This is a genomic window from Natronospira bacteriovora (assembly GCF_030848495.1).
GTDB lineage: Bacteria > Pseudomonadota > Gammaproteobacteria > Natronospirales > Natronospiraceae > Natronospira > Natronospira bacteriovora.
The window spans coordinates 155,885-176,348 of the sequence record NZ_JAVDDT010000004.1; the positions used below are offsets into that span (position 1 = coordinate 155,885).

The following is a 20,464-nucleotide window of genomic DNA, read 5'->3' on the forward strand; positions in this document are numbered from 1 at the left end:
TCTTTATCAGCCCGTCTGAAGCCGGGAAATATCCGCCACCGTGGTGAAGGCCGCTCGCAGCTCCGCCAGCAGGCCCAGACGGGCGCGCTTGAGGTCGGCGTCCTCCGCCATGACCAGCACTTCGTCGAAGAAGCGATCCACGGGCTCACGCAGCTCGGCCAGGATTTCCAGCCGCCGGCTGTAGTCACTTTCGCTGGCTGCCGCCCGCCCGGCCTTGTCGAGCGCTTCGGCCAGGGCTTTTTCGGCGGGCTCGCTGAGCTTGGCCGCGTCTGCGGTGCTGACCGTTTCACCGTCCTCTTCCGCCTTGCGCAGCAGATTGCCGATACGCTTGTTGGCGGCGGACAGGGATTCACTGGCCTCAAGCCCGAGGAAGGCCTGCACGGCCTTGAGGCGACGATGAAAGTCCGCCGGCTGTGCCGGACGGATTGCCGCCACCGCTTCGAACACTTCCGGGCGCACGCCCTGTTCCCGATACCAGGCCCGCAGACGCTCCATCAGGAACTCGAAGATCTCGGCGTGGCCGTCCGCGTCCAGGCTCAGCCCCTCCGGGAGGTTCCGGCCGGCGGCAGTGATCAGCTCATCCAGATCCAGCGGCAATGCCTTCTCGACAATCATGCGCATCAGGCCAAGCGCGGCACGGCGCAGGGCGAAGGGATCCTTGTTGCCGGACGGCTTCTGGCCGGCGGCGAAGCTTCCCACCAGGGTGTCCAGGCGATCAGCTATGGCCAGGGCCAGGCCTTCCGGGCTGCGTGGCAGTTCATCCCCTGCCTGGGCCGGGCGGTACTGATCGCCGATGGCCACGGCCACCTTCTCGTCCTCGCCATCCACCCGGGCGTAGTGGCCACCCATGATGCCCTGCAGTTCGGGGAATTCGCCCACCATCTCGGTGAGCAGATCACAGCGGGCCAGGGTGGCGGCACGCTGGCTGGCCTTCACATCCGCATCAATGATTCGGGCCACCTCGGCAGCCAGCGTTTCCACCCGCCGGCGCTTGTCGCCCAGGCTGCCCAGCTTCTTCTGGAACAGCACCTGGTCGAGTTCATCCAGGCGGCTGGCGAGGGTCTTCTGCCGGTCGGTATTCCAGAAGAACATGGCATCGTCCAGGCGCGGGCTGATCACCCGCTCATTGCCGGTCTGGACGGTTTCCGGATCCTTGCTCTCGATGTTGGCCACGGTGATGAAACCGGGCTTGAGCCGACCACCGCTGTCGCGCAGGGCAAAGTAGCGCTGGTGACCTTCCAGGGTGGCGACGATCACTTCGTCGGGCAGGGCCAGGAAGCGTTCCTCGTAGCGCCCCGACAGGGGTACCGGCCACTCCACCAGGGCCGCCACTTCGGCAATCAGCGCCTCGTTGAGTTCGGCCTGGCCGTCCAGCTGCGCGGCCAGGTCGCTGACACTCTGACGGATATGGCTGCGCAGGTGGCCGTCGGCATCGTCCAGGAAGACCTTGTAGCCGGCCAGGGTTTCCTCGTAGGCCGAGGCGGAGGGAATGTCCACCGCCTGGGGCCGGTGAAAGCGATGGCCACGGCTGTGGCGACCGGTTTCCAGGCCCAGGATCTGGCCCGGCAGATATTTGTCGTCCAGCAGGCAGACCACCCAGTGAACCGGGCGGGCGAATTCCACGTCGCCGTCACCCCAGCGCATGCGGCGCTTGGCCGGCAGGCGGCGCAGCACTTCGTCGGCCAGGGCCGGCACGATGTGTTCCGCCGGTTCGCCCCGGATCACCCGCTGGTAGGCCAGGCGGCTGCCCTTGTCGGTTTCCTTGTGCGCCAGCTCCTCCACCGTGACGCCGCAGGAACGGGCGAAGCCCTCGGCGGCCTTGGTCGGCTTGCCCTCGGCGTCGAAGGCCTTGTCCACGGCCGGGCCGAGTTTCTCCTCGTCCCGGTCCGCCTGCCGTTCGCGCACGCCGGCCAGACGGGCGGCCATGCGCCGGGGCGAGACAAACCATTCCACCGCGCCCGGATCCGCATCGACCGCCAGCAGGCCGTTGTCGGCCAGGGCGTCGGCCAGGCCACGGGCAAAACTGCGGGCCAGGTCGGCGGCCTCCGAGGGTGGCAGCTCTTCACTGCCCACTTCGATCAGGAGGGTATGGGTCTTGGCATCGGCCGCATTCTGCTTAGCCATTGGCTGTCCCCTTGTTGTCCTCGCGGCAGAGGGGGAAGCCCAGGGCCTCCCGCCGGGCGAAATAGCTTTCCGCCACGGCCCGCGCCAGATTGCGCACCCGCAGGATGTAGCGCTGGCGTTCGGTCACGGAGATGGCGTGGCGGGCGTCGAGCAGATTGAACTGGTGCGAGGCGCGCAGCACCATTTCATAGGCCGGCAGCGGCAGGTCCTTCTCCAGCAGGCGCTGGCACTCGGCCTCGGCGTGATCAAAGCCGCCAAACAGGGCGCTGGTCTCGGCCTGCTCGAAATTGTAGGTGGACTGCTCCACCTCGTTCTGCAGGAAGACGTCACCGTAGGTGACCTTGCCGTTGGGGCCTTCGGTCCAGATCAGGTCATAGACCGATTCCACCCCCTGCAGATACATGGCCAGGCGTTCCAGGCCGTAGGTCAGCTCGCCGGTGACCGGGCGGCATTCCAGGCCGCCGGCCTGCTGGAAGTAGGTGAACTGGCTGATCTCCATGCCGTTCAGCCACACTTCCCAACCCAGACCCCAGGCACCCAGGGTGGGCGATTCCCAGTTGTCTTCCACGAAACGGATGTCGTGTTCCAGCGGATCCACGCCCAGGGCGGTGAGCGAGCCCAGGTAGAGATCCTGGATCTCCAGCGGCGAGGGCTTGATCACCACCTGGAACTGGTAATAGTGCTGCAGGCGGTTGGGGTTCTCGCCATAGCGCCCGTCGGTGGGGCGCCGGCAGGGCTGGACATAGGCCGCCGCCCAGGGCTCTGGCCCCAGGGCGCGCAGGAAGGTCGCCGGGTGAAAGGTGCCGGCCCCCATCTCCATGTCATAGGGCTGCAGCAGCACGCAGCCCTGCTCGGCCCAGTAGCTCTGCAGACGCAGGATCAGCTGCTGAAAGGTTTCGGGTGGCGTCGCCACATCAGTCATCGGAATCGCCCTGATTGATTCGGATTGGTGCAAAACGCGACATTATAGCGCGCAAGGGGGCCGGCGCGCAGAATCAACACTGTTGCCCCGGCCGTTGGCCGGCCGGATTCAACCGCGCAATGGTGAGCATTCGCCGTTTGATTCTCTAGTGGGATCGTTGGAATCCGAGCTGCACCTCATTGACGGGCAGGACATCGAATTCCGGCCATTGCGCGGATGAATCCGCGCCCCCTCTGCCCGATATTGGTGCATCTAATGCAACAATGTGGTGCATCCTGCGCGCTTACGCCACGCCGCAGCCCCCGAAAACAGCGGCGCCCCACCTTGGCATGACATCTGCTTATTCCCTGCCATACTGAATCTCATTCCGAACCAACCGAGGAGTGTTTGTCATGGCGCAGACCGCAGCCGATGTGATCAAGCTGATCGAAGAGAAGGGCATCAAGTTCGTTGATTTCCGCTTCTCCGACACCAAGGGCAAGGAAATGCATGTCACCCTGCCGGCGCGGGAAATCGACGAGGATGTCTTCGAGGAAGGCAAGATGTTCGACGGCTCCTCCATCCAGGGCTGGAAGGGCATCAACGAGTCCGACATGATTCTGCGCCCCGATCCGGAAACCGCCGTGGTGGATGTGTTCCGTCAGGAGCCGACCCTGAACCTGGTCTGCGACGTGATCGAGCCCACCACCCTGCAGGGCTACGAGCGTGACCCCCGCTCCCTGGCCCGTCGTGCCGAGGCCTATCTGCAGTCCACCGGCGTGGCCGATGTGGCCTTCTTCGGCCCCGAGAACGAGTTCTTCATTTTCGATGATGTGCGCTGGGGTGCCGACATGAGCGGTGCCTTCTACGAGATCGATTCCAAGGAAGCCGACTGGAACTCCGAGCGAATCTATTCCGACGGCAACTTCGGTCATCGTCCCAGCGTGAAGGGGGGTTACTTCCCGGTCTCGCCAGTGGATTCCCTGGCCGACATCCGTGCCGCCATGTGCCTGGCCATGGAGGAAATGAACCTCAAGGTGGAAGTGCACCACCACGAGGTGGCCACCGCCGGCCAGTGCGAGATCGGCACCGAGTTCAACAGCCTGGTGCGCAAGGCCGACGAGACCCAGCTGTTCAAGTACACCGTCATGAACGTGGCCCACGGCTATGGCAAGACCGCCACCTTCATGCCCAAGCCCATCGTCGGTGACAATGGCTCCGGCATGCACGTGCACATGTCCCTGATGAAGGACGGCAAGAACCTGTTTGCCGGTGACGAGTACGGCGGCCTGTCCGAAACCGCCCTGTATTACATTGGCGGCATCATCAAGCACGCCCGTGCCCTGAACGCCTTCACCAACGCCTCCACCAACAGCTACAAGCGCCTGGTGCCAGGCTTCGAGGCCCCGGTGAAGCTGGCTTACTCCGCCCGCAACCGCTCTGCCTCCATTCGCATTCCCTACGTGCCCAATCCCAAGGCGCGCCGGGTGGAAGTGCGTTTCCCGGATTCCACCGGCAACCCCTACTTCGCCTTCGCCGCCCTGATGATGGCCGGCCTCGACGGCATCCTGAACAAGATTCACCCCGGTGAAGCCCTGGACAAGGACCTCTACGACCTGCCCCCGGAAGAGTCCAAGGGCATCCCGGAAGTGGCCTACTCCCTGGAAGAGGCTCTCAAGGCCCTCGACGCCGACCGCGACTTCCTCAAGCAGGGCGGCGTGTTCACCGACGACGTGATCGACGCCTACATCGCCGTGAAGATGGAAGATGTCACCCGTCTGCGCATGACCGCGCATCCGGTGGAGTTTGATATGTATTACAGCCTCTAAGCTCTCTCCAGGCACGGCCCTCGTAGTCGTTGTCGTAGTCGTAATCGTAATCGGCCTTTATCCGGTTGGAGGAGTGCCGATTACGACTACGATTACGATTACGACTACGAGCGGCACGGCCTGGTTTTTCCCTTCTTTTTCGCTTTCAGATACCCGCCTGCGATTGAATCCGATCGAAAACCCGAAGACCCCGATGTGGGCCTTTTCGGGCTTCGTGCTCGTAGTTGGCTGGTTGAAAAGCCGATTACGACACAAATGCGTAGGGAACGTATTTGAACTCGCGCTCTGCGCGAGGCCCCGACCAACGGGAGGGGTAAGTCTCATGGATGAGACGCATAACGACAACGACTACGAGGGCCGGGGCGGTGATCGTTTGGGGGGGGCGGGAGTGCACTATAATGGTGCACATGACCAAATCCGGTGCCATTCCCTCCGCTGATGCCCGTGCCCTGTTGGAGTCGGCGGCCACGGCCGTGCTGTGGTTCGACGAAGGCGGGCGACTGGCCTGGCTGAACCCGGCCGCGGAAGATCTGCTTGGCATCAGTCTCCTGGCCGGCGCACCGCCTGTGGCCGCAACCCTGTTCCGGGACGCGGCCGAGCTGGTGGCGGCCGTCGAGCGGGTAATGGGCGAGCGCGAGCGATTGAGTTTGCGCGACTATCGCCTGGCCCTGCCCGGTGGCCGCGGAGAACGGGTGGTGGATGCCACGCTCACGCCCCTGGGCGGGGGCAGCCTGATGCTGGAGCTGGTTTCCCGTGACCGGCCGCGGCGCATCATTGATGAAAGCCTGCAACAGGGCCGCCGCGATGCTGCCCGCCAGCTGGTGCGCAGCCTGGCGCACGAGATCCGCAATCCCCTCGGTGGCATGCGCGGTGCCGCCCAGTTGCTGGCGCGGCGTTTGCCGGATCCTGCCCTCAAGCCCCACACCGACATCATCCTGGCCGAGGCCGACCGCATTGGCGCCCTGGTGGATCGCCTGCTGGGGCCGGATACCCTGCGTCGGCAGGCGGTGAACATTCATGAACCCCTGGAGCGGGTCCGCCAGCTGTTGCTGGCCGAGGCCCCGGCGGCGGTGCGCATCGAGCGCGATTACGATCCCAGCCTCCCGGACTGCCAGGCAGACCCGGATCAGCTGGTGCAGGTGTTTCTCAACATCGCCCGCAATGCCCTTCAGGCACTGGCTGGCCAGGGCCGCATCCGTCTTGCCACCCGCGCCGTTCGACAGGTGACCTTCGCCGGGCGCCGCCATCGCACGGCCCTGTGCGTGGAAATCGAGGACGATGGGCCGGGCATTCCTGCCGCCCTCCAGGACAGCCTGTTCTATCCCCTGGTGTCCGGCCGCCCCGGTGGCGAGGGTCTGGGCTTGTCCATTGCCAATGAACTGGTGGCGCGTCATCAGGGCCTGATCGAGTGCGATTCCCGGCCGGGGCGGACGCGGTTCTCCATCCATCTCCCCATCGACGGCAGCGTGGAGTCGGGCTCATGACACAGGCAATCTGGCTGATCGAGGATGACCGCTCCCTGCGCTGGGTCATGGAACAGGCGCTGGCCGAGGCCGGCCACGAGGTGCGAGCCTTCGCCGATCTGGCCGGGGTGCGCCAGGCCCTGCACGAGGAGCAGCCCGCCATGCTGGTCTCCGATGTTCGCCTCCCGGACGGCGACGGGCTGACGCTGCTGGAGGAGGTGGCCGGGAGCCATCCGCGGTTGCCGGTGCTGATCATCACGGCCCAGACCGATCTCGACATGGCCGTGCGCGCTTATGAGCGGGGCGCATTCGAATACCTGCCCAAGCCCTTTGATATCGACGAGTTCATTGCCCTGATCCAGCGTGGCCTGTCCGCGCCGCAGACGGTGTCAGACAGGGATGGGGACGCGAGCAGCGGTGCGGCCGGGCCACGACTGGTGGGTGAATCCCCGGCCATGCAGGCGGTGTTTCGCACCATCGGGCGCCTGTCGCGCAGCGAGATGAGCGTGCTGATCACCGGCGAGTCCGGCACGGGCAAGGAGCTGGTGGCCCGTGCCCTGCACGACAACAGTCCGCGCGCGGGCGGCCCCTTCGTGGCCGTGAACAGCGCCGCCATTCCCCCGGAACTGCTGGAGTCGGAGCTCTTCGGTCATGAGCGCGGCGCTTTCACCGGTGCCGTGGCCCGGCGCAGCGGCCGTTTCGAGCAGGCACACGGCGGCACCCTGTTTCTGGACGAGATCGGCGACATGCCGGTGGCTCTCCAGACCCGGCTCCTGCGCGTGCTGTCGGAGCGCGAGTACTACCGGGTTGGCGGCCATGAACCGGTGCAGGCCGACGTACGCATCCTTGCCGCCACCCACCAGGATCTGGCCCGCCAGGTCTCCGAAGGCCACTTCCGCGAAGACCTTTACCATCGTCTCAATGTGATCCGAATCCAGATTCCGCCCCTGCGCGAGCGAACGGAAGATATTCCCCGCCTGGCCGAACACCTGCTGGCCCGGGCCGCCGAGGAAACGGGCCTCGCGCCCAGGCGATTCACGGCCGGGGCCCTGAAAGCCCTGCGCCAGCGCCGCTGGTCGGGCAATGTGCGTGAGCTGATGAACCTGTGCCGCCGCGTCACCGTCATGTCATCCGGAAGCCGGGTGGACGCCCGCGCCCTGCCCGAAGAGGAAGCCCCCTTCAGTCAGGACGGGGACTGGCTCGCCCGGCTGCGGGAATGGGCCGATGCGGCGGCCGGGCGCGGGGAAGGCGACATTGCTGTCCACGCCGTGGCCGCGCTGGAGCGCACCCTCATGGACTGGGCCCTGGACCAGAGCCAGGGCCACCGCCAGGACGCCGCCCGCCTCCTCGGCTGGGGCCGCAACACCCTCACCCGTAAATTGCGGGATCGGTGAGGGGTGGGGCGGCTTTTATCCGCGACTCGGATTTCTCGCCTGGCACGTCGTTTTGTGATGACGAGTGAATCGTGAATGGTGAATCGTGAATTGGAAGGCGGCGTCGATCGGAGCCGGGGGTGTGGGAGAGGCTTCAGCCTCGATCCGGGGTGGTCGGAGCCGTTAGCGGGTGGGTTGTGGCACCGCGAGTTTTTCGGCTCCGAAGGTGAGGTGTGAGGGGTGAGGTGAAAACCCGAAGCCTTCGGCTTCCGCGCTAGGCGCGAATCAGGCCGGCCAAAGGCCGGCCGTTGGGCGCCGCAGGCGCCCCGCCTTTCACCTCACTCCTCTCTCCTCGCACCTCACTTTCGAGGCCGCAAAGCGGTGAGCGCCCAGCCACTTTCTACCGCCGCCTTCCGATTCACGATTCACTCGTCATCACAAAGCGGCGTGCCAGTTTGGAGATTGCCATCGCGGATAAATCCGCTCCCACGCGGGTTTCGGTCAGCGCTCGGAAGCGCACCCATCTGAATCAACCTGTCGAAAACGATGTTCCGCTGGTCAGGTGGGGGCCCGAGTGGCTGGGTGTCTGAGCGGCCTGCTCGCGCAGCCCTGGACTGAGGGGCGTAGCAGCGCTACGGCCCGAGGGAAGGGCAAGCGAGCAGGCCGCTCAGGCAGCCAGACGCCGGGCAGCGTGACGATTTTAGCTGGCATCAAAGGTAGTAAAAGTCGAGGGCTTCGAGTGTCGATCTGCTTGACGGAAACGAGCGGTCCCGCCTGACCAGCGGAACCCCCTAAAAAATTGCCCCGGTCTGGGGGGACCGGGGCAAAAGGCGGCCCGGCGTCAAAAGGGGGAAAAACGCCGGGCCAGGCAATGTCCGGCTTGGGGTGACCGGACATTTCCCACTCAGGGAGGGGAGTGGGTGAGCGCCTTGCGACGCTCACTGGGTATGATGGGGCCAAAAACAGAAAGTTCCAAGTCGTACCAATAAATTTTTTCAAAAAAATTCCAGGGTGGCCGACGAGGCTCAGTGGGCCTCCTCCCAGTCGATGCCGGCCTCGGCATCCACCTTCAGGGGCACGTCCAGGCGGGCGGCGCCCGCCATGCGCTCGGCCACCTGTGTGCGGAAGTCGCTCACCTGTTTCTCGGGCACCTCGAAGACCAGTTCGTCGTGCACCTGCATGATCATCCAGACATCCGGCCAGTCCCGGGCCAGCCAGTCGGCCACATCCAGCATGGCGCGCTTGATGATGTCGGCCGCCGTCCCCTGCATGGGGGCATTGATGGCGGTGCGCTCGGCGTACTGGCGGCGCTGACCGTTGCGCGAGTTGATCTCCGGCAGATAGAGACGGCGCCCGAAGACGGTTTCCACATAGCCCTGTTCCCGCGCCTGCTCCCGGGTCCGGTCCATGTAGTCCTTCACTCCGGGGTAGCGCTCGAAGTAGCGGTCCACGTACTCCTGCGCACTCTGGCGGTCGATACCCAGCTGACGGGCCAGGCCCCAGGCCGACATGCCGTAGATGAGACCGAAGTTGATGGCCTTGGCCGCCCGGCGTTGATCCGGATCCACGGAACCGGGTTCTCCGCCAAAGACTTCGGTGGCGGTGGCCGAATGAATGTCCAGATCCCGCTCGAAGGCCTCGCGCAGGCCCTTGTCGCCGGACAGATGGGCCATGATGCGCAGCTCGATCTGGCTGTAGTCCGCCGCCACGATGCGGTAGCCCGACGGAGCCACGAAGGCCTTGCGGATGCGCCGGCCCTCCGGACGCCGGATGGGGATGTTCTGCAGGTTCGGGTCGGAGGACGACAGGCGCCCGGTGGCCGCCACCGCCTGATGATAGGAGGTATGCACCCGGCCGGAACTGGGATCGATCATCTCCGGCAGCTTGTCGGTGTAGGTCGAGCGCAGCTTGGACAGCCCACGGTGCTCCAGGATCAGATGCGGCAACTCGTGACTGACCGCCAGCTCCTCCAGCACGTCCTCGGCGGTGGACGGCTGGCCCTTGGGTGTCTTGCGCACCACCGGCAGACCCAGGTCCTCGAACAGGATCTTCTGCAGCTGCTTGGGCGAACCCAGGTTGAAGCTCTGTCCGGCCACGTCATGGGCCTTGCGTTCGATGGCGTCCATGCTGTCCTTGAGCTCCGCGCTCTGTTCGCGCAGCTTGTCGGCGTCCACCATCACGCCGCGCTCCTCCATGCCCTGCAGCACCGGAATCAGGGGCACTTCCAGCTCCCGGTAGACCGCCGCCAGCTTGGGGATCGCTTCCAGTCGCGGCCAAAGCGCCTGCTGCAGGCGCAGGGTAATGTCCGCGTCCTCGGCGGCATAGGGGCCGGCGGTCTGCAGCTCGATCTGGTTGAAGGTCTTCTGTTTCGCACCCTTGCCGGCCACCGACTCATAGCTGATGGGGGTGATGCCCAGGTACTTCTGCGACACCGAGTCCATGTCGTGCCGGGTGGCGGTGCTGTCGAGGACGTAGGACGCCAGCATGGAGTCGTGTTGCACGCCCCGCAGGCGGATGCCCACCGCGGCCAGTACATGCATGTCGTACTTGATGTGGTGGCCCACCTTGGCCTTTTCCGGGTCTTCCAGCAGTGGCCTGATCTGTTCGAGCACCCTGTCGCGATCCAGCTGGCCGGGGGCGTCCTCGTAATCATGCGCCAGGGGCAGATAGGCGGCGTGGCCGGTTTCCACGGCAAAGCTCAGACCCACCAGTTCGGCCTGGCGGTAGTGGATGCTGGTGGTTTCGGTGTCGATGGCGATCAGATCGGCCTGCTTGAGCCGGCTCAGCCAGGCATCGAACTGTTTCTGTTCCAGGATGATCTCGTAGTTCGGCGCGTCCGCATCTGAGTCCTCAACAGTGGTCGCCGGGGATGCGGCGGCCGATTCATCCAGCTCACGCAGCCAGCTGTTGAACTCATGGCTGCGGTACAGCTCCCGCAGGGTCGCCACATCCGGCTCGCCGATACGCAGGCTGGATTCGTCGAAATTCAACGTGAGATCGACCCGAATGGTGGCCAGTTCGCGCGACAGTCTGAGTTGCTCGATGTGCTCGCGCAGGCTCTCGCCCACCTTGCCCTTGATTTCATCGGCGCGCTCGATGATCTGATCCAGATCGCCGAATTCCTGCAGCCATTTCACCGCCGTCTTGGGCCCGCACTTGGGCACACCGGGGATGTTGTCTGACTTGTCGCCCACCAGGGCCAGGTAATCGATGATGCGCTCCGGTGGAATGCCGAACTTCTCCTCCACGCCGGCCGGGTCCATGTGCTTGTCGGTCATGGTGTTGACCAGGGTCACCTGCTCGGTGACCAGCTGGGCCATGTCCTTGTCGCCGGTGGAGATAAGCACCTGTTCCCCGCGCTCGGCCGCCTCGCGGGCCAGGGTCCCGATGACATCGTCCGCCTCCACGCCGGATTCGCGAATCAGCGGCAGGCCGAGGGCCTTGACCATGGTCAGCAGGGGATCGATCTGCGCCCTGAGGTCATCCGGCATGGGCGGGCGATGGGCCTTGTAGTCCTCGAACAACTCATCCCGGAAGGTCTTGCCCGGGGCGTCAAAGACCACCGCCACATGGGCGTCCGCGTAGTCCTTGCGCAGACGGCGCAGCATGTTGCCCACCCCGTAGACGGCCCCGGTGGGTCGCCCGTCGGAGGTGGTCAGCGGCGGCAGGGCATGGAAGGCGCGATAGAGGTAGGACGAGCCGTCCACCAGAACGAGATCCGGCTGCTTCATCCTTCGCGCTCCTCATCATTGTTTTCCTGCTCCCCGCTGTCCGTTTCGGCCGGGCCTTCCTGTCGCTCGGGAATATAGAGATCACCCCGCTGCCCACAGGCGGCCAGGAGCAGGAGAAGGGTCAAAATGAGGGCGGTGGTGATGCGCATGGAGACGGGCTCTGAATGGCTTCGAATGGGGCGGAATTATAGCGTTTTGGGGGCAGGCTTGCCGCGCCCGGCCCCTTCGTAGTCGTAATCGTACTCGGGATTTTCCTTGGGCGGCCGAACGGCGAATGCCGATTACGACGACGATTACGATTACGACTACGAGGGAAGTCATCCCACCTGCTATCTTTAGCATCATGGATACCCTCATTCCCGTCACCCCCTCCGGCCCGGTGCTGATTCTGTTCGGCGTCTGGCTGCTGCTTGGGCTGGCCGCGATCCTTCTGCTCTGGTCCGGGCTCAAGGGCCTGTGGCACCGCAAGCTCGCGGGCGGCAGCTTCAAGGTCTGCTGTTCCCTGGTGGTGGGTGGCGGTGCCGCCACGCTGGGCGCACTGGGTCTGGCGCTTCAGACCTACGATCGCCTCACCCATGAGCAGGCGGCAGTGACCATCGCTTTCGAGCAATTGGACAGGCAGCACTACACCGCGCATCTCACCTGGCCTGATGGCGAGGCGGCCAGTCTCCAGCTGATGGGTGACGAGTGGCAGTTGGATGCGCGCATTCTGCGCTGGCGTGGGCCGGCCATTGTTGCGGGCATGGACAGCCTGTTCCGCATTGAGCGCGTCAGCGGCCGTTTCAGCTCCATCGAGCGGGAGCGGGAAGGGCCCCGCTCGGTCTATGGGCTGTATCCGGAAGAGCAGACGCTGGATCCCTGGGTGCTGGCCCGGCGCTACCCCGACCGTATTCCCTGGGTGGATGCCCTCTATGGCAGTGCCACCTACCTGCCCATGGTTCACGGTGCGGAATACGAGGTGGTGGTGACGCAGACCGGGCTGGCCGCCCGGCCCCTGAACGACACCGCCAGGCGGGCGGTCAGGGACTGGCAGTAGCCTTCAATCCGCGCTCGCCGCGCCAAGGCCCAGCCAGCCCGCCACCACCGCCCGCGCTTCTTCCGTTCCCTGGCCGCTCTCGGCCGAGAACAGCTGCACGCTGGCGCTCTCGCCGATGGCATTGCGAACGATCTGACGTTGTTTCGCCTGTTGACCGCGCTTGAGCTTGTCGGCCTTGGTCAGCAGGATGTGCACCGGGCAGTCGATGGCATTGGCGAACTCCAGCATCTGCTCATCGAAGGGCTTCATGGGGTGGCGCACATCCATGATGTGGATGAGTCCCACCAGATTGCCCCGCTTCTGCAGATAGCTCTCGATCAGCCTGGCCCATTTCTCCTTCACCGCCGGCGGGACCTTGGCGTAGCCGTAGCCGGGCAGATCCACCAGCCGTTGGCCGCCGGTGAGCTGGAAGAAATTGATCAACTGGGTGCGGCCGGGTGTCTTGCTGATGCGCGCCAGATTCTTCTGCTCGGTAAGGCGATTCAGGGCACTGGACTTGCCGGCATTGGAGCGGCCCGCAAAGGCCACTTCCGGCAGCTCATCCGCCGGAAACTGTGCCGGCCGCGCGGCGCTGATGAGAAACTCGGCCGATTTCAGCGGGTTGGAACGGCTCTGGTTCATGGTTGCATTCTGCTTTCGATCCGGCGCCCGGGGGAGTCCGGGCGGAAAGTTTTGTGTACAATACCCGACTTTGCGATCCCCAGTTTGGCTGGCCCGGCGAAGACCGGGCGAAATCAGGAGCCTTTAGAACGATGAGGACACTGTACCTTCTCGCCGGTGCTTGCGCTTTCATGCTGGCTGCCCCCGTGGCGGCTGATCCCCTTCTCGACGGTGACGCCGAGGCCGGCGAAAGCAAGAGCACGGCCTGTGCCGCCTGCCACGGCCCCGATGGCAACAGCACCAACCCCGAGTGGCCCAATCTGGCCGGTCAGCACGCCCGCTACACCTTCCAGCAGCTGAAGGCCTACAAGGACGGCACCCGCAGCGATCCCGTCATGATGGGCCAGGTGCAGGCCCTGGACGAGCAGGACATGAAGGATCTCGCCGTCTTCTATGCCATGCAGACACCGGGTGTCGGCAGCGCTGACCCCGAGCTGGCGGAAGCCGGCAAGAAGTTGTACCGCGGCGGCAACCTGTCCAGCGGCGTCACGGCCTGCATCGCCTGCCACGGTCCGCGCGGGGAAGGTATCCCGACGGCGAACTACCCGATGGTCAGCGGTCAGCACGCCCAGTACACCATTGCCCAGCTCAGGAAGTATCGCGACGGTGAGCGCACCACCGACCGCGCCAGCATGATGCGTGACATTGCCGCACGCATGACGGACGAGGAAATTCGTGCCGTGGCCGAGTACATCCAGGGCCTGCACTGAGTCCGCCGCTGATTCGGCTTCAAGGGCCCGTCTGCTTCGCGCAGACGGGCTTTTTTTTGCGCGTCGGCCCCGTCCGGGCCATGCCTGTTCGCGTTCGCCTGGCACCCTGACACTGGACGTCCGGGGGGCAGCGCAGCGTAATATATGGAACCATTCAGTGTCGGCACCGTTCCATTTGTCTGCCGGACCGTCAATTCGCAACCAAACCGATCCTTGCCTGTGGAGTCATTCATGTTCAAGCAACGCCTGATCGTTCTTCTGGCCCTTCTCTGCCTCAGCGGCACTGCCATCAGTCAGTCCTTCCAGGCTGGCAACGAATATCGCACCGTGGATCGCGGGCAGCGTTTGTCGGATCAGCCCCATGAGGTGGTGGAGTTCTTCTGGTACGGCTGCGGCGCCTGCTATGCCTTCCTGCCCACCGTGGAGAGCTGGAAGAATGATCTGGCCGACGATGTCGCCTTCGTGCGCGTCCCCGCCGTGCTCAACCCCCGCTGGCGCGTGCATGGCAAGGCCTACTATGTGGCCGAAGCCCTGGACATGGTGGATGAGGTGCACAACGCCATCTTCGATGCCATTCACGTGGATGGAAAACGTCTCGACAGCCAGCGTGCCCTGCGTGAACTGTTCGTGGAAAAAGGGGCCGATGCGGAGGAATTCGACCGCGCCTTCGACTCCTTCCAGGTGGACGCCAAGCTGCGCCGTGCAGAAAACCTCGCCCGCCGCTTCGCCATCCGTGCCACGCCCTCGGTGGTGATCAATGGCCAGTACGTGACCGACCCCAGCAGTGCCGGTGGCCCCCGGGGCATCGTCGAGGTGGGGAACTGGCTGATCGAGCAGGACCGGGACTGAGCTCAGGCCCGGGTGTCGAGCAGCGGGCCGTGTTCGGCCGGCAAGGGGGTCTCGCCGGCCGAATCTTCTGAACGCATCACTTCCGTGCGGGCCTGCAGCGGCAGCTTGAGCTCGATGTCACTGCCGGCACCCTGAATGCTGCTTGCGTCCATTGGGTTTTACCGTGGGCGGGTTGGGGCCTTGGCTTAAATTCTAGTCAATGGCGGGTATGAGGAGTGAATCGTGAATCGGAAGGCGGCGTTAGAGGGTGGTGTGGTTGTGGGAGCGGCATTCCTGCCGCGATCAGGGTTGGTCGGAGCCACTAGCGGGTGGGTTGTGGCACAGCCGGTTTCCCGGCTCCGAAGGTGAGGCGTAAGGCGTAAGGCGTGAGGTGAAAACCCGAAGCCTTCGGCTTCCGCGCTGCGCGCGTTTAGGCCGGCCGACGGCCGGCCGTTGGGCGCCGTAGGCGCCCCGCCTTTCACCTCACCCCTCACGCCTCACACCTCACCTTCGGAGCCGTAACACAAGGAACACCCGGCCGCTTTCTAACGCCGCACTCCGATTCACGATTCACGATTCACGATTCACGATTCACTCGGAAATCCGACTTCGGAAACGACGAAGCCCCCGCGGGTGGGGGGGGCTTCGAGGCGCGCCCGGCAGGATTGTCGGGCACATCCGTGGGCCCGATCCCCTCCGCTGTCGCTCCGGGGACAGGGCCTGATCGGCCCTGCGATGGATCGTTCCCGACGATCCATTCGAACCTATCTTTTTCGATTGTCGCAGGTTCGAATCCCGACCTCGGAAACGACAAAGCCCCCGCAGGTGCGAGGGCTTCGATAAGTAATCTGGCGCGCCCGGCAGGATTCGAACCTGCGACCTTTGGCTTCGGAGGCCAACGCTCTATCCAGCTGAGCTACGGGCGCTATGTCCGGCTCGGGGCCGGGGAACGGCGTAGTGTAGCTTTCCGGGGGCGTGGAGTCCATGCCCGGCCCGGAAATCCCTCGCCCTCAGCGGCTGGTCGGCGGGGCTGTGGACTGTATTTCCGGTGGGCCTTCGGTTTATACTTGCGTTTTTCCGCGGCGGCCGAATGGCCCCCCGAAAGCCTCAATTACCAGCCCGCGTGGGCTGTCGACTCTGCAGGGGTTTGTGACCGTGTCCGAGCAAGAAGACCGTACATTTTTTGACACCTTCATGCTGGTGCTGGCGTTCCTGATCGTGTTCACGATCGTCATCTTTGCCATCTCCAACAGCGTGGCCAATCGCACCATCGCCGATCGCCATCACCAGACCGCCGATGCCGCCGAGCGCCTGGCCGAGAGGATTCGTCCGGAAGGCCGCCTCTGCCTGCAGGGTCAGGAAGAGGAATGTGAGGTGCGCGTGGCTGCAGTGACCCGCCCCGCCGCTGCCGAGGAAGAAGTGGCCGAGGCCGGGGAAGTGGATGGCCAGCAGGTTTACAATCAGGCCTGCACCGCCTGTCACGGGCCGGGTATTGCCGGCGCGCCGCGCACCGGTGATGATGCGGCCTGGGCCGCGCGCATGGACAAGGGTTACGAGACCCTGCTGGATCATTCCATCAACGGTTTCCAGGGTGATGCCGGCTTCATGCCGGCGCGGGGCGGCAACCCCAACCTGAGCGACGAGCAGGTCGCCGCCGCCCTCGATTACATGCTGGAACAGCTCGACTGATCTGAGCGTAAGAGATGTTGTGCAGAAGCCCCGGCCCGGTGCCGGGGTTTTTTTTGGCTGATCGCCAGGGGTGGGGGTCGGCGGTGACACGGGGTCGCTATCGGCAACGTGGGAGCGGATTTATCCGCGATAACAATCCATCGTTTGGCACGCCGAGTTCCCGAGCCCGCTGTAGGCGCGGATTCATCCGCGTAATGATTGCTCAGGTCTCGGGCGCCAGCAGGCTGCGCAGGCCGGCCACGTGGGTCTTGCCGGTTTCCTTGCGCTGTTCGGGGTCCTCGGCAGTCTTGCCGAGCCAGTGCAGGTCGTCTTCGGGCAGTTCTTCCAGGAAGCGACTCGGGGTGCAGTCCAGGTCTTCGCCGTAGCGGCGGCGTTTCTTGGCGTAGGTCAGGCTGAGAGTGATCTGGGCGCGGGTGATGCCGACGTAGAAGAGCCGCCGCTCCTCCTCCAGGCCTTCCCCTTCCAGGTTGTTGCGGTGGGGCAGCAGTTCTTCTTCCATGCCCACCAGGTAGACATGGTTGAACTCCAGGCCCTTGGCCGCGTGCAGGGTCATGAGCGCGACGGTGTCGCCGGGATCGTCGCCGCTGCGGTCGAGCATGTCCATCAGGCTCATGTGATTGAGGATGCCCGTCAGGCTGATGTCGCCATCGGCGCGCTTGGCGATATTGCCCATCCAGCCGAACAGTTCCTCGATATTGTCCCGCCGCCGCTCGAAGGCCTTGGGGTCGCGGGCGGTCTCTTCCAGCCAGTCCAGATAGCCCACTTCCTCCACCAGCTGCCGGGCCACCGCCACCGGCTCGTCACTGTGCTCGGCTTCCTCGCCCAGCTTGCCCATCCACACGGCGAACTCTTCCAGGCGGCTGGCCGTGCGCGCCGGCAGCACATGGTGCAGGCCGAACTCCAGGCAGGCAGAGAACAGGCTGACATTGCGTTCGCGGGCGTAGCCCCCGAGTTTCTCCAGCGTGGTGGCACCCACTTCGCGCCGGGGCACATTGATGATGCGCAGAAAGGCGCTGTCGTCATCCGGGTTGGCCAGCAGGCGCAGGTAGGCGATCAGGTCCTTCACCTCGGCGCGGTCGAAGAAGCTCTGCCCGCCCGAGATGTGATAGGGAATGCGATGCTCGCGCAGCATCTTCTCGAAAGGCTTGGCCTGGAAGTTGCCGCGATAGAGGATGGCGTAATCACCCCAGCTGCCGCCGTTCTCCATCTTGTGCTGCAGAATGCGCGCCACCACCTGTTCGGCCTCGCCGAAACCGTCCTTGCAGGGGATGATGCGAACGTTGTCACCCTCGCCGCGCTGGCTCCACAGGCGCTTGTCGAACAGGTGGGGGTTGTTGGCGATCAGGGTGTTGGCCACCCGCAGGATGCGGCTGGTGGAGCGGAAGTTCTGCTCCAGCTTGACCACCTTCAGATTCGGGAAGTCGTTCTTGAGATTGGCCAGGTTTTCCGGTTGGGCGCCGCGCCAGGCGTAGATGCTCTGGTCGTCATCGCCCACCACCGTGAAGGCTGCCCGCACGCCGGTGAGCTGGCGCAGCAGCTCGTACTGGGCGCCATTGGTGTCCTGGTATTCGTCCACCAGCAGGTAGCGGAAGCGGTTCTGCCAGCGTTCCCTGGCCTCCGGTTCGTCCTCGAACAGCATGACCGGCTTGGCGATCAGGTCATCGAAATCCACCGCGTTGTAGGCCAGCAGATGACGCTCGTACTGGCCGTAGATGCGCGCGGCCATCACTTCCTGATTGTTCTCGGCCAGGCCCACGGCCTGTTCGGCCCCCACCCGGGCCGATTTCCAGCCGGAGATGCGCCATTGCACCACGTCGATCACGTCCTGGGCGTCGCGGTTGTCGCCCTTGAGCAGTTCCCGGATCAGATTGCGGCTGTCCTCGGCGTCGAAGATGCTGAAATTGCGCTTCAGGCCCAGCAGCTTGTAGTCCTCGCGCAGGATGCGCAGGCCCAGGGTGTGGAAGGTGGAAACGATCAGGCGCTTGGCCCGCTCGGCGGGAATCAGGCGGCCGACCCGCTCCTTCATCTCGCGTGCGGCCTTGTTGGTGAAGGTCACCGCGGCCACCCGCTCCGGCGGGATCTGGCATTCGTCCAGCAACCAGGCGATCTTGTGGGTGATCACCCGGGTCTTGCCGCTGCCGGCGCCGGCCAGCACCAGCACCGGCCCGTCGATGGCCGTGACGGCGGCACGCTGTTCCGGGTTGAGATGCCTGAGCTGCTGGTCAATGGCGGACATGGATCCGCATTCTACGCACCTGCCAGTGCCGGCGGGAGGCTTGAAATTTCCGCGACCCTCTGATTCCCCACCCAAACCCTCAGACCCCAAAAGCCCCCGTGCTCGTTGTCGTAATCGTAGTCGTAGTCGTAGTCGTAATCGACATTTGATGAGCTCCAGACCTCAAACGCCCAGAACCCCGCCAAACCACCCTTCCCCGTTTACTCCCGGGGCTTCTCCTCCTGCTCCCGCCGATCTTCCATGAAGGGCTCGGTGCCCTTGTCCTCGCCACTGGGTGCCTCGCCCATGATGTTCATGTCCGGTGCCCGTCCACCGGCCAGATCCTTGAGGCTGTAGCCGAGGTAGTCCGCGTGCAGAGCCCGGCTCAGGGAAACGGCCATGAACACCAGCAGGGCACAAAAGGGCAGGCCCAGGGTGATGATTACGTTCTGCAGGGCATCCAGACCACCCCCCAGCAACAGGGTGGCGGCCACACCGCCTAGCAGGATGGTCCAGAACACCCGCTGATGGGTCTGGCTGGGCTGGTCATCCCGGCGCGAGAGCAGATCCACCACCAGGGCGGCTGAGTCCGCCGAGGTGGTCAGGAAGATGATGATGATCACCACGCTGGCCAGCGAGCTCAGGGTGGCCAGGGGGTACTGTTCCAGGAAGGAGAACAGGGCCACGGGCACATCCTCCTGAACCTGACTGGCCAGGGCCACGCCCCGCTCAAACTCCAGGTTGAGGGCGGCCAGGCCGAAGGTGGAGAACCACAGCACCGTGAACAGGGTGGGCGCGCCCAGAGCGCCGAGCACGAACTGTCGGATGGTGCGGCCGCGGGAAATGCGGGCGATGAAGATGCCCACATAGGGGGCCCAGGAAATGGTCCAGGCCCAGTAGAACACCGTGGCGCCGCGCTGCCAGTCCGTTTCCTGGAAGGTTTCCGTCCAGAAGGCCAGCCAGGGCAGATCGCTGAGGTAGTTGCCCACGTTCTCCACCAGCCCCTTGGTGATGAACAGGGTGGGGCCCACCACCCAGATGAAGACCAGCAGCAGCACCGCAATGGCAATGTTGAACTGGGACAGGCGGCGGATGCCGCGGTCCAGGCCCAGGGCCACGGAAATCACCGCCAGGCCGGTGACCACGGCAATGATGAGGGTTTCCGAAAGATGGGTGGTGGGCAGGCCCACCAGGTAGTTAAGGCCGCTGTTGAGCTGCAGGGTGCCCAGGCTCACCGACACTGCCACGCCGAACAGGGTGCCGAGCAGGGCGATGATGTCGATGGTCCAGCCGATGGGGCCGTGTACCCGTTCGCCAAAGACGGGATAGAAGATGCTGCTGATGCGCATGGGCAGGCCGTGGCGGTAGCTGAAATAGCCAATGGCCAGGGCCGGCAGGGTAAAGATGGTCCAGGTGTGCAGGCCGAAGTGGTACAGGGAAATGCTCATGGCCAGACGGGCCGCTTCCTGGCTGCCCGGCTCGATCTCCGCCAGAGGCGGGTTGGCCAGGCGGGTCATGGGTTCGGCAACGCCCCAGAACATGAGGATGGTGCCAATGCCGGCCGCGAACAGCATGGTGAACCAGGCCAGGGTGCTGTACTCGGGGCGGGCATCGTCGCCACCCAGGCGAATGGTGCCGTAGCGGCTCATGGCCACCCAGATAAGAAAGGCCAGCAGCCCGGTCACGCTGAGAATGTAGAACCAGCCGAGGTAGGTGGAGATCCAGCCGGTGACATCGGCAAAGAAGGCGGCCACGGGCTCATTGAAGGGGGCGGCAATGGCCACGAAGACAATCGCCAGCGCCGCCGAAGTGTAGAACACCGCCGGAATCATCTTCAGTTTCAGTCGCTGCTCCAGACGTTTCAGCATCGCTCCAAGGGCCCCTCTTGATCGAGTGTGTTTTCTG

Annotated in this window: 15 protein-coding genes and 1 tRNA gene; 7 read left to right on the forward strand and 9 right to left on the reverse strand. The window is 64.6% G+C overall.

What is annotated here, in order from left to right; translation table 11 throughout:
• Positions 1-6 precede the first annotated feature (6 nt).
• The gene (glyS, locus tag RBH19_RS07925; protein ID WP_306728293.1) at positions 7-2,124 is read right to left on the reverse strand and encodes a glycine--tRNA ligase subunit beta; all 2,118 of its coding nucleotides are present in this window, start codon (positions 2,122-2,124) and stop codon (positions 7-9) included.
• Positions 2,117-3,046 (reverse strand): glycine--tRNA ligase subunit alpha, encoded by a 930-nt coding sequence (gene glyQ, locus RBH19_RS07930; protein ID WP_306728294.1) that lies wholly within the window; start codon positions 3,044-3,046, stop codon positions 2,117-2,119. The genes glyS and glyQ overlap by 8 nt, the downstream gene beginning before the upstream one ends.
• Before the next feature lie 392 nt (positions 3,047-3,438).
• Here glyQ and glnA point away from each other — a divergent pair, with 392 nt between their 5' ends.
• The 3 genes from glnA to ntrC all read left to right on the forward strand — a co-directional run bounded on the left by glnA (position 3,439) and on the right by ntrC (position 7,711).
• Positions 3,439-4,854 (forward strand): glutamate--ammonia ligase, encoded by a 1,416-nt coding sequence (gene glnA, locus RBH19_RS07935; protein WP_306728295.1) that lies wholly within the window; start codon positions 3,439-3,441, stop codon positions 4,852-4,854.
• Positions 4,855-5,252: 398 nt separating this feature from the next.
• Positions 5,253-6,338, forward strand: a complete 1,086-nt coding sequence (gene glnL / locus RBH19_RS07940; protein WP_306728296.1) for a nitrogen regulation protein NR(II) — start codon at positions 5,253-5,255, stop codon at positions 6,336-6,338.
• Positions 6,335-7,711, forward strand: a complete 1,377-nt coding sequence (gene ntrC / locus RBH19_RS07945) for a nitrogen regulation protein NR(I) (RefSeq protein WP_306728297.1) — start codon at positions 6,335-6,337, stop codon at positions 7,709-7,711. The genes glnL and ntrC overlap by 4 nt, the downstream gene beginning before the upstream one ends.
• A 1,004-nt stretch (positions 7,712-8,715) precedes the next feature.
• Here ntrC and polA read toward each other — a convergent pair.
• Together polA and lptM are read right to left on the reverse strand one after the other, a co-directional pair.
• On the reverse strand, positions 8,716-11,421 hold the full coding sequence (gene polA, locus RBH19_RS07950) for a DNA polymerase I (RefSeq protein ID WP_306728298.1): 2,706 nt from the start codon (positions 11,419-11,421) through the stop codon (positions 8,716-8,718).
• Positions 11,418-11,570, reverse strand: coding sequence for an LPS translocon maturation chaperone LptM (lptM, locus tag RBH19_RS07955; RefSeq protein ID WP_306728299.1), 153 nt, complete (start codon positions 11,568-11,570; stop codon positions 11,418-11,420). The genes polA and lptM overlap by 4 nt, the downstream gene beginning before the upstream one ends.
• A gap of 194 nt (positions 11,571-11,764) precedes the next feature.
• On the opposite strand from lptM, the gene RBH19_RS07960 reads away from it, so the two are divergent.
• Positions 11,765-12,457, forward strand: a complete 693-nt coding sequence (locus tag RBH19_RS07960; protein ID WP_306728300.1) for a hypothetical protein — start codon at positions 11,765-11,767, stop codon at positions 12,455-12,457.
• Positions 12,458-12,460: 3 nt separating this feature from the next.
• Here the strand turns inward: RBH19_RS07960 and yihA are convergent, their stop codons facing one another.
• Positions 12,461-13,078, reverse strand: coding sequence for a ribosome biogenesis GTP-binding protein YihA/YsxC (yihA, locus tag RBH19_RS07965; protein WP_306728301.1), 618 nt, complete (start codon positions 13,076-13,078; stop codon positions 12,461-12,463).
• Between the two features lie 131 nt (positions 13,079-13,209).
• On the opposite strand from yihA, the gene RBH19_RS07970 reads away from it, so the two are divergent.
• Both RBH19_RS07970 and RBH19_RS07975 read left to right on the forward strand, forming a co-directional pair.
• Positions 13,210-13,827 (forward strand): c-type cytochrome, encoded by a 618-nt coding sequence (locus RBH19_RS07970; protein ID WP_306728302.1) that lies wholly within the window; start codon positions 13,210-13,212, stop codon positions 13,825-13,827.
• Positions 13,828-14,058: 231 nt separating this feature from the next.
• Complete coding sequence (locus RBH19_RS07975; protein ID WP_306728303.1) at positions 14,059-14,676, forward strand: thiol:disulfide interchange protein DsbA/DsbL; 618 nt, start codon at positions 14,059-14,061, stop codon at positions 14,674-14,676.
• A gap of 2 nt (positions 14,677-14,678) precedes the next feature.
• Here the strand turns inward: RBH19_RS07975 and RBH19_RS07980 are convergent, their stop codons facing one another.
• Both RBH19_RS07980 and RBH19_RS07985 read right to left on the reverse strand, forming a co-directional pair.
• Complete coding sequence (locus tag RBH19_RS07980; protein ID WP_306728304.1) at positions 14,679-14,828, reverse strand: hypothetical protein; 150 nt, start codon at positions 14,826-14,828, stop codon at positions 14,679-14,681.
• Positions 14,829-15,504: 676 nt separating this feature from the next.
• Positions 15,505-15,581 (reverse strand) — tRNA-Arg (locus RBH19_RS07985).
• Positions 15,582-15,810: 229 nt separating this feature from the next.
• On the opposite strand from RBH19_RS07985, the gene RBH19_RS07990 reads away from it, so the two are divergent.
• Entirely contained in the window at positions 15,811-16,344 is a 534-nt protein-coding gene (locus RBH19_RS07990) for a c-type cytochrome (RefSeq protein WP_306728305.1), read from the forward strand.
• A 202-nt stretch (positions 16,345-16,546) separates the two neighbouring features.
• On the opposite strand, the gene RBH19_RS07995 is transcribed toward RBH19_RS07990, so the two are convergent.
• Together RBH19_RS07995 and RBH19_RS08000 are read right to left on the reverse strand one after the other, a co-directional pair.
• Positions 16,547-18,580 carry a UvrD-helicase domain-containing protein gene (locus tag RBH19_RS07995; RefSeq protein ID WP_306728306.1) on the reverse strand — a complete coding sequence of 678 codons (2,034 nt, stop codon included), beginning with the start codon at positions 18,578-18,580 and terminating at the stop codon, positions 16,547-16,549.
• A gap of 200 nt (positions 18,581-18,780) precedes the next feature.
• Positions 18,781-20,427 (reverse strand): BCCT family transporter, encoded by a 1,647-nt coding sequence (locus RBH19_RS08000; RefSeq protein ID WP_306728307.1) that lies wholly within the window; start codon positions 20,425-20,427, stop codon positions 18,781-18,783.
• Positions 20,428-20,464: the final 37 nt, after the last annotated feature.

Coding starts and splice junctions, on each gene's coding strand:
- glyS (WP_306728293.1), bottom strand. CDS start 2,124: ATGGCTAAGCAGAATGCGGCCGATGCCAAGACCCATACCCTCCTGATC.
- glyQ (WP_306728294.1), bottom strand. CDS start 3,046: ATGACTGATGTGGCGACGCCACCCGAAACCTTTCAGCAGCTGATCCTG.
- glnA (WP_306728295.1), top strand. CDS start 3,439: ATGGCGCAGACCGCAGCCGATGTGATCAAGCTGATCGAAGAGAAGGGC.
- glnL (WP_306728296.1), top strand. CDS start 5,253: ATGGTGCACATGACCAAATCCGGTGCCATTCCCTCCGCTGATGCCCGT.
- ntrC (WP_306728297.1), top strand. CDS start 6,335: ATGACACAGGCAATCTGGCTGATCGAGGATGACCGCTCCCTGCGCTGG.
- polA (WP_306728298.1), bottom strand. CDS start 11,421: ATGAAGCAGCCGGATCTCGTTCTGGTGGACGGCTCGTCCTACCTCTAT.
- lptM (WP_306728299.1), bottom strand. CDS start 11,570: ATGCGCATCACCACCGCCCTCATTTTGACCCTTCTCCTGCTCCTGGCC.
- RBH19_RS07960 (WP_306728300.1), top strand. CDS start 11,765: ATGGATACCCTCATTCCCGTCACCCCCTCCGGCCCGGTGCTGATTCTG.
- yihA (WP_306728301.1), bottom strand. CDS start 13,078: ATGAACCAGAGCCGTTCCAACCCGCTGAAATCGGCCGAGTTTCTCATC.
- RBH19_RS07970 (WP_306728302.1), top strand. CDS start 13,210: ATGAGGACACTGTACCTTCTCGCCGGTGCTTGCGCTTTCATGCTGGCT.
- RBH19_RS07975 (WP_306728303.1), top strand. CDS start 14,059: ATGTTCAAGCAACGCCTGATCGTTCTTCTGGCCCTTCTCTGCCTCAGC.
- RBH19_RS07980 (WP_306728304.1), bottom strand. CDS start 14,828: ATGGACGCAAGCAGCATTCAGGGTGCCGGCAGTGACATCGAGCTCAAG.
- RBH19_RS07995 (WP_306728306.1), bottom strand. CDS start 18,580: ATGTCCGCCATTGACCAGCAGCTCAGGCATCTCAACCCGGAACAGCGT.
- RBH19_RS08000 (WP_306728307.1), bottom strand. CDS start 20,427: ATGCTGAAACGTCTGGAGCAGCGACTGAAACTGAAGATGATTCCGGCG.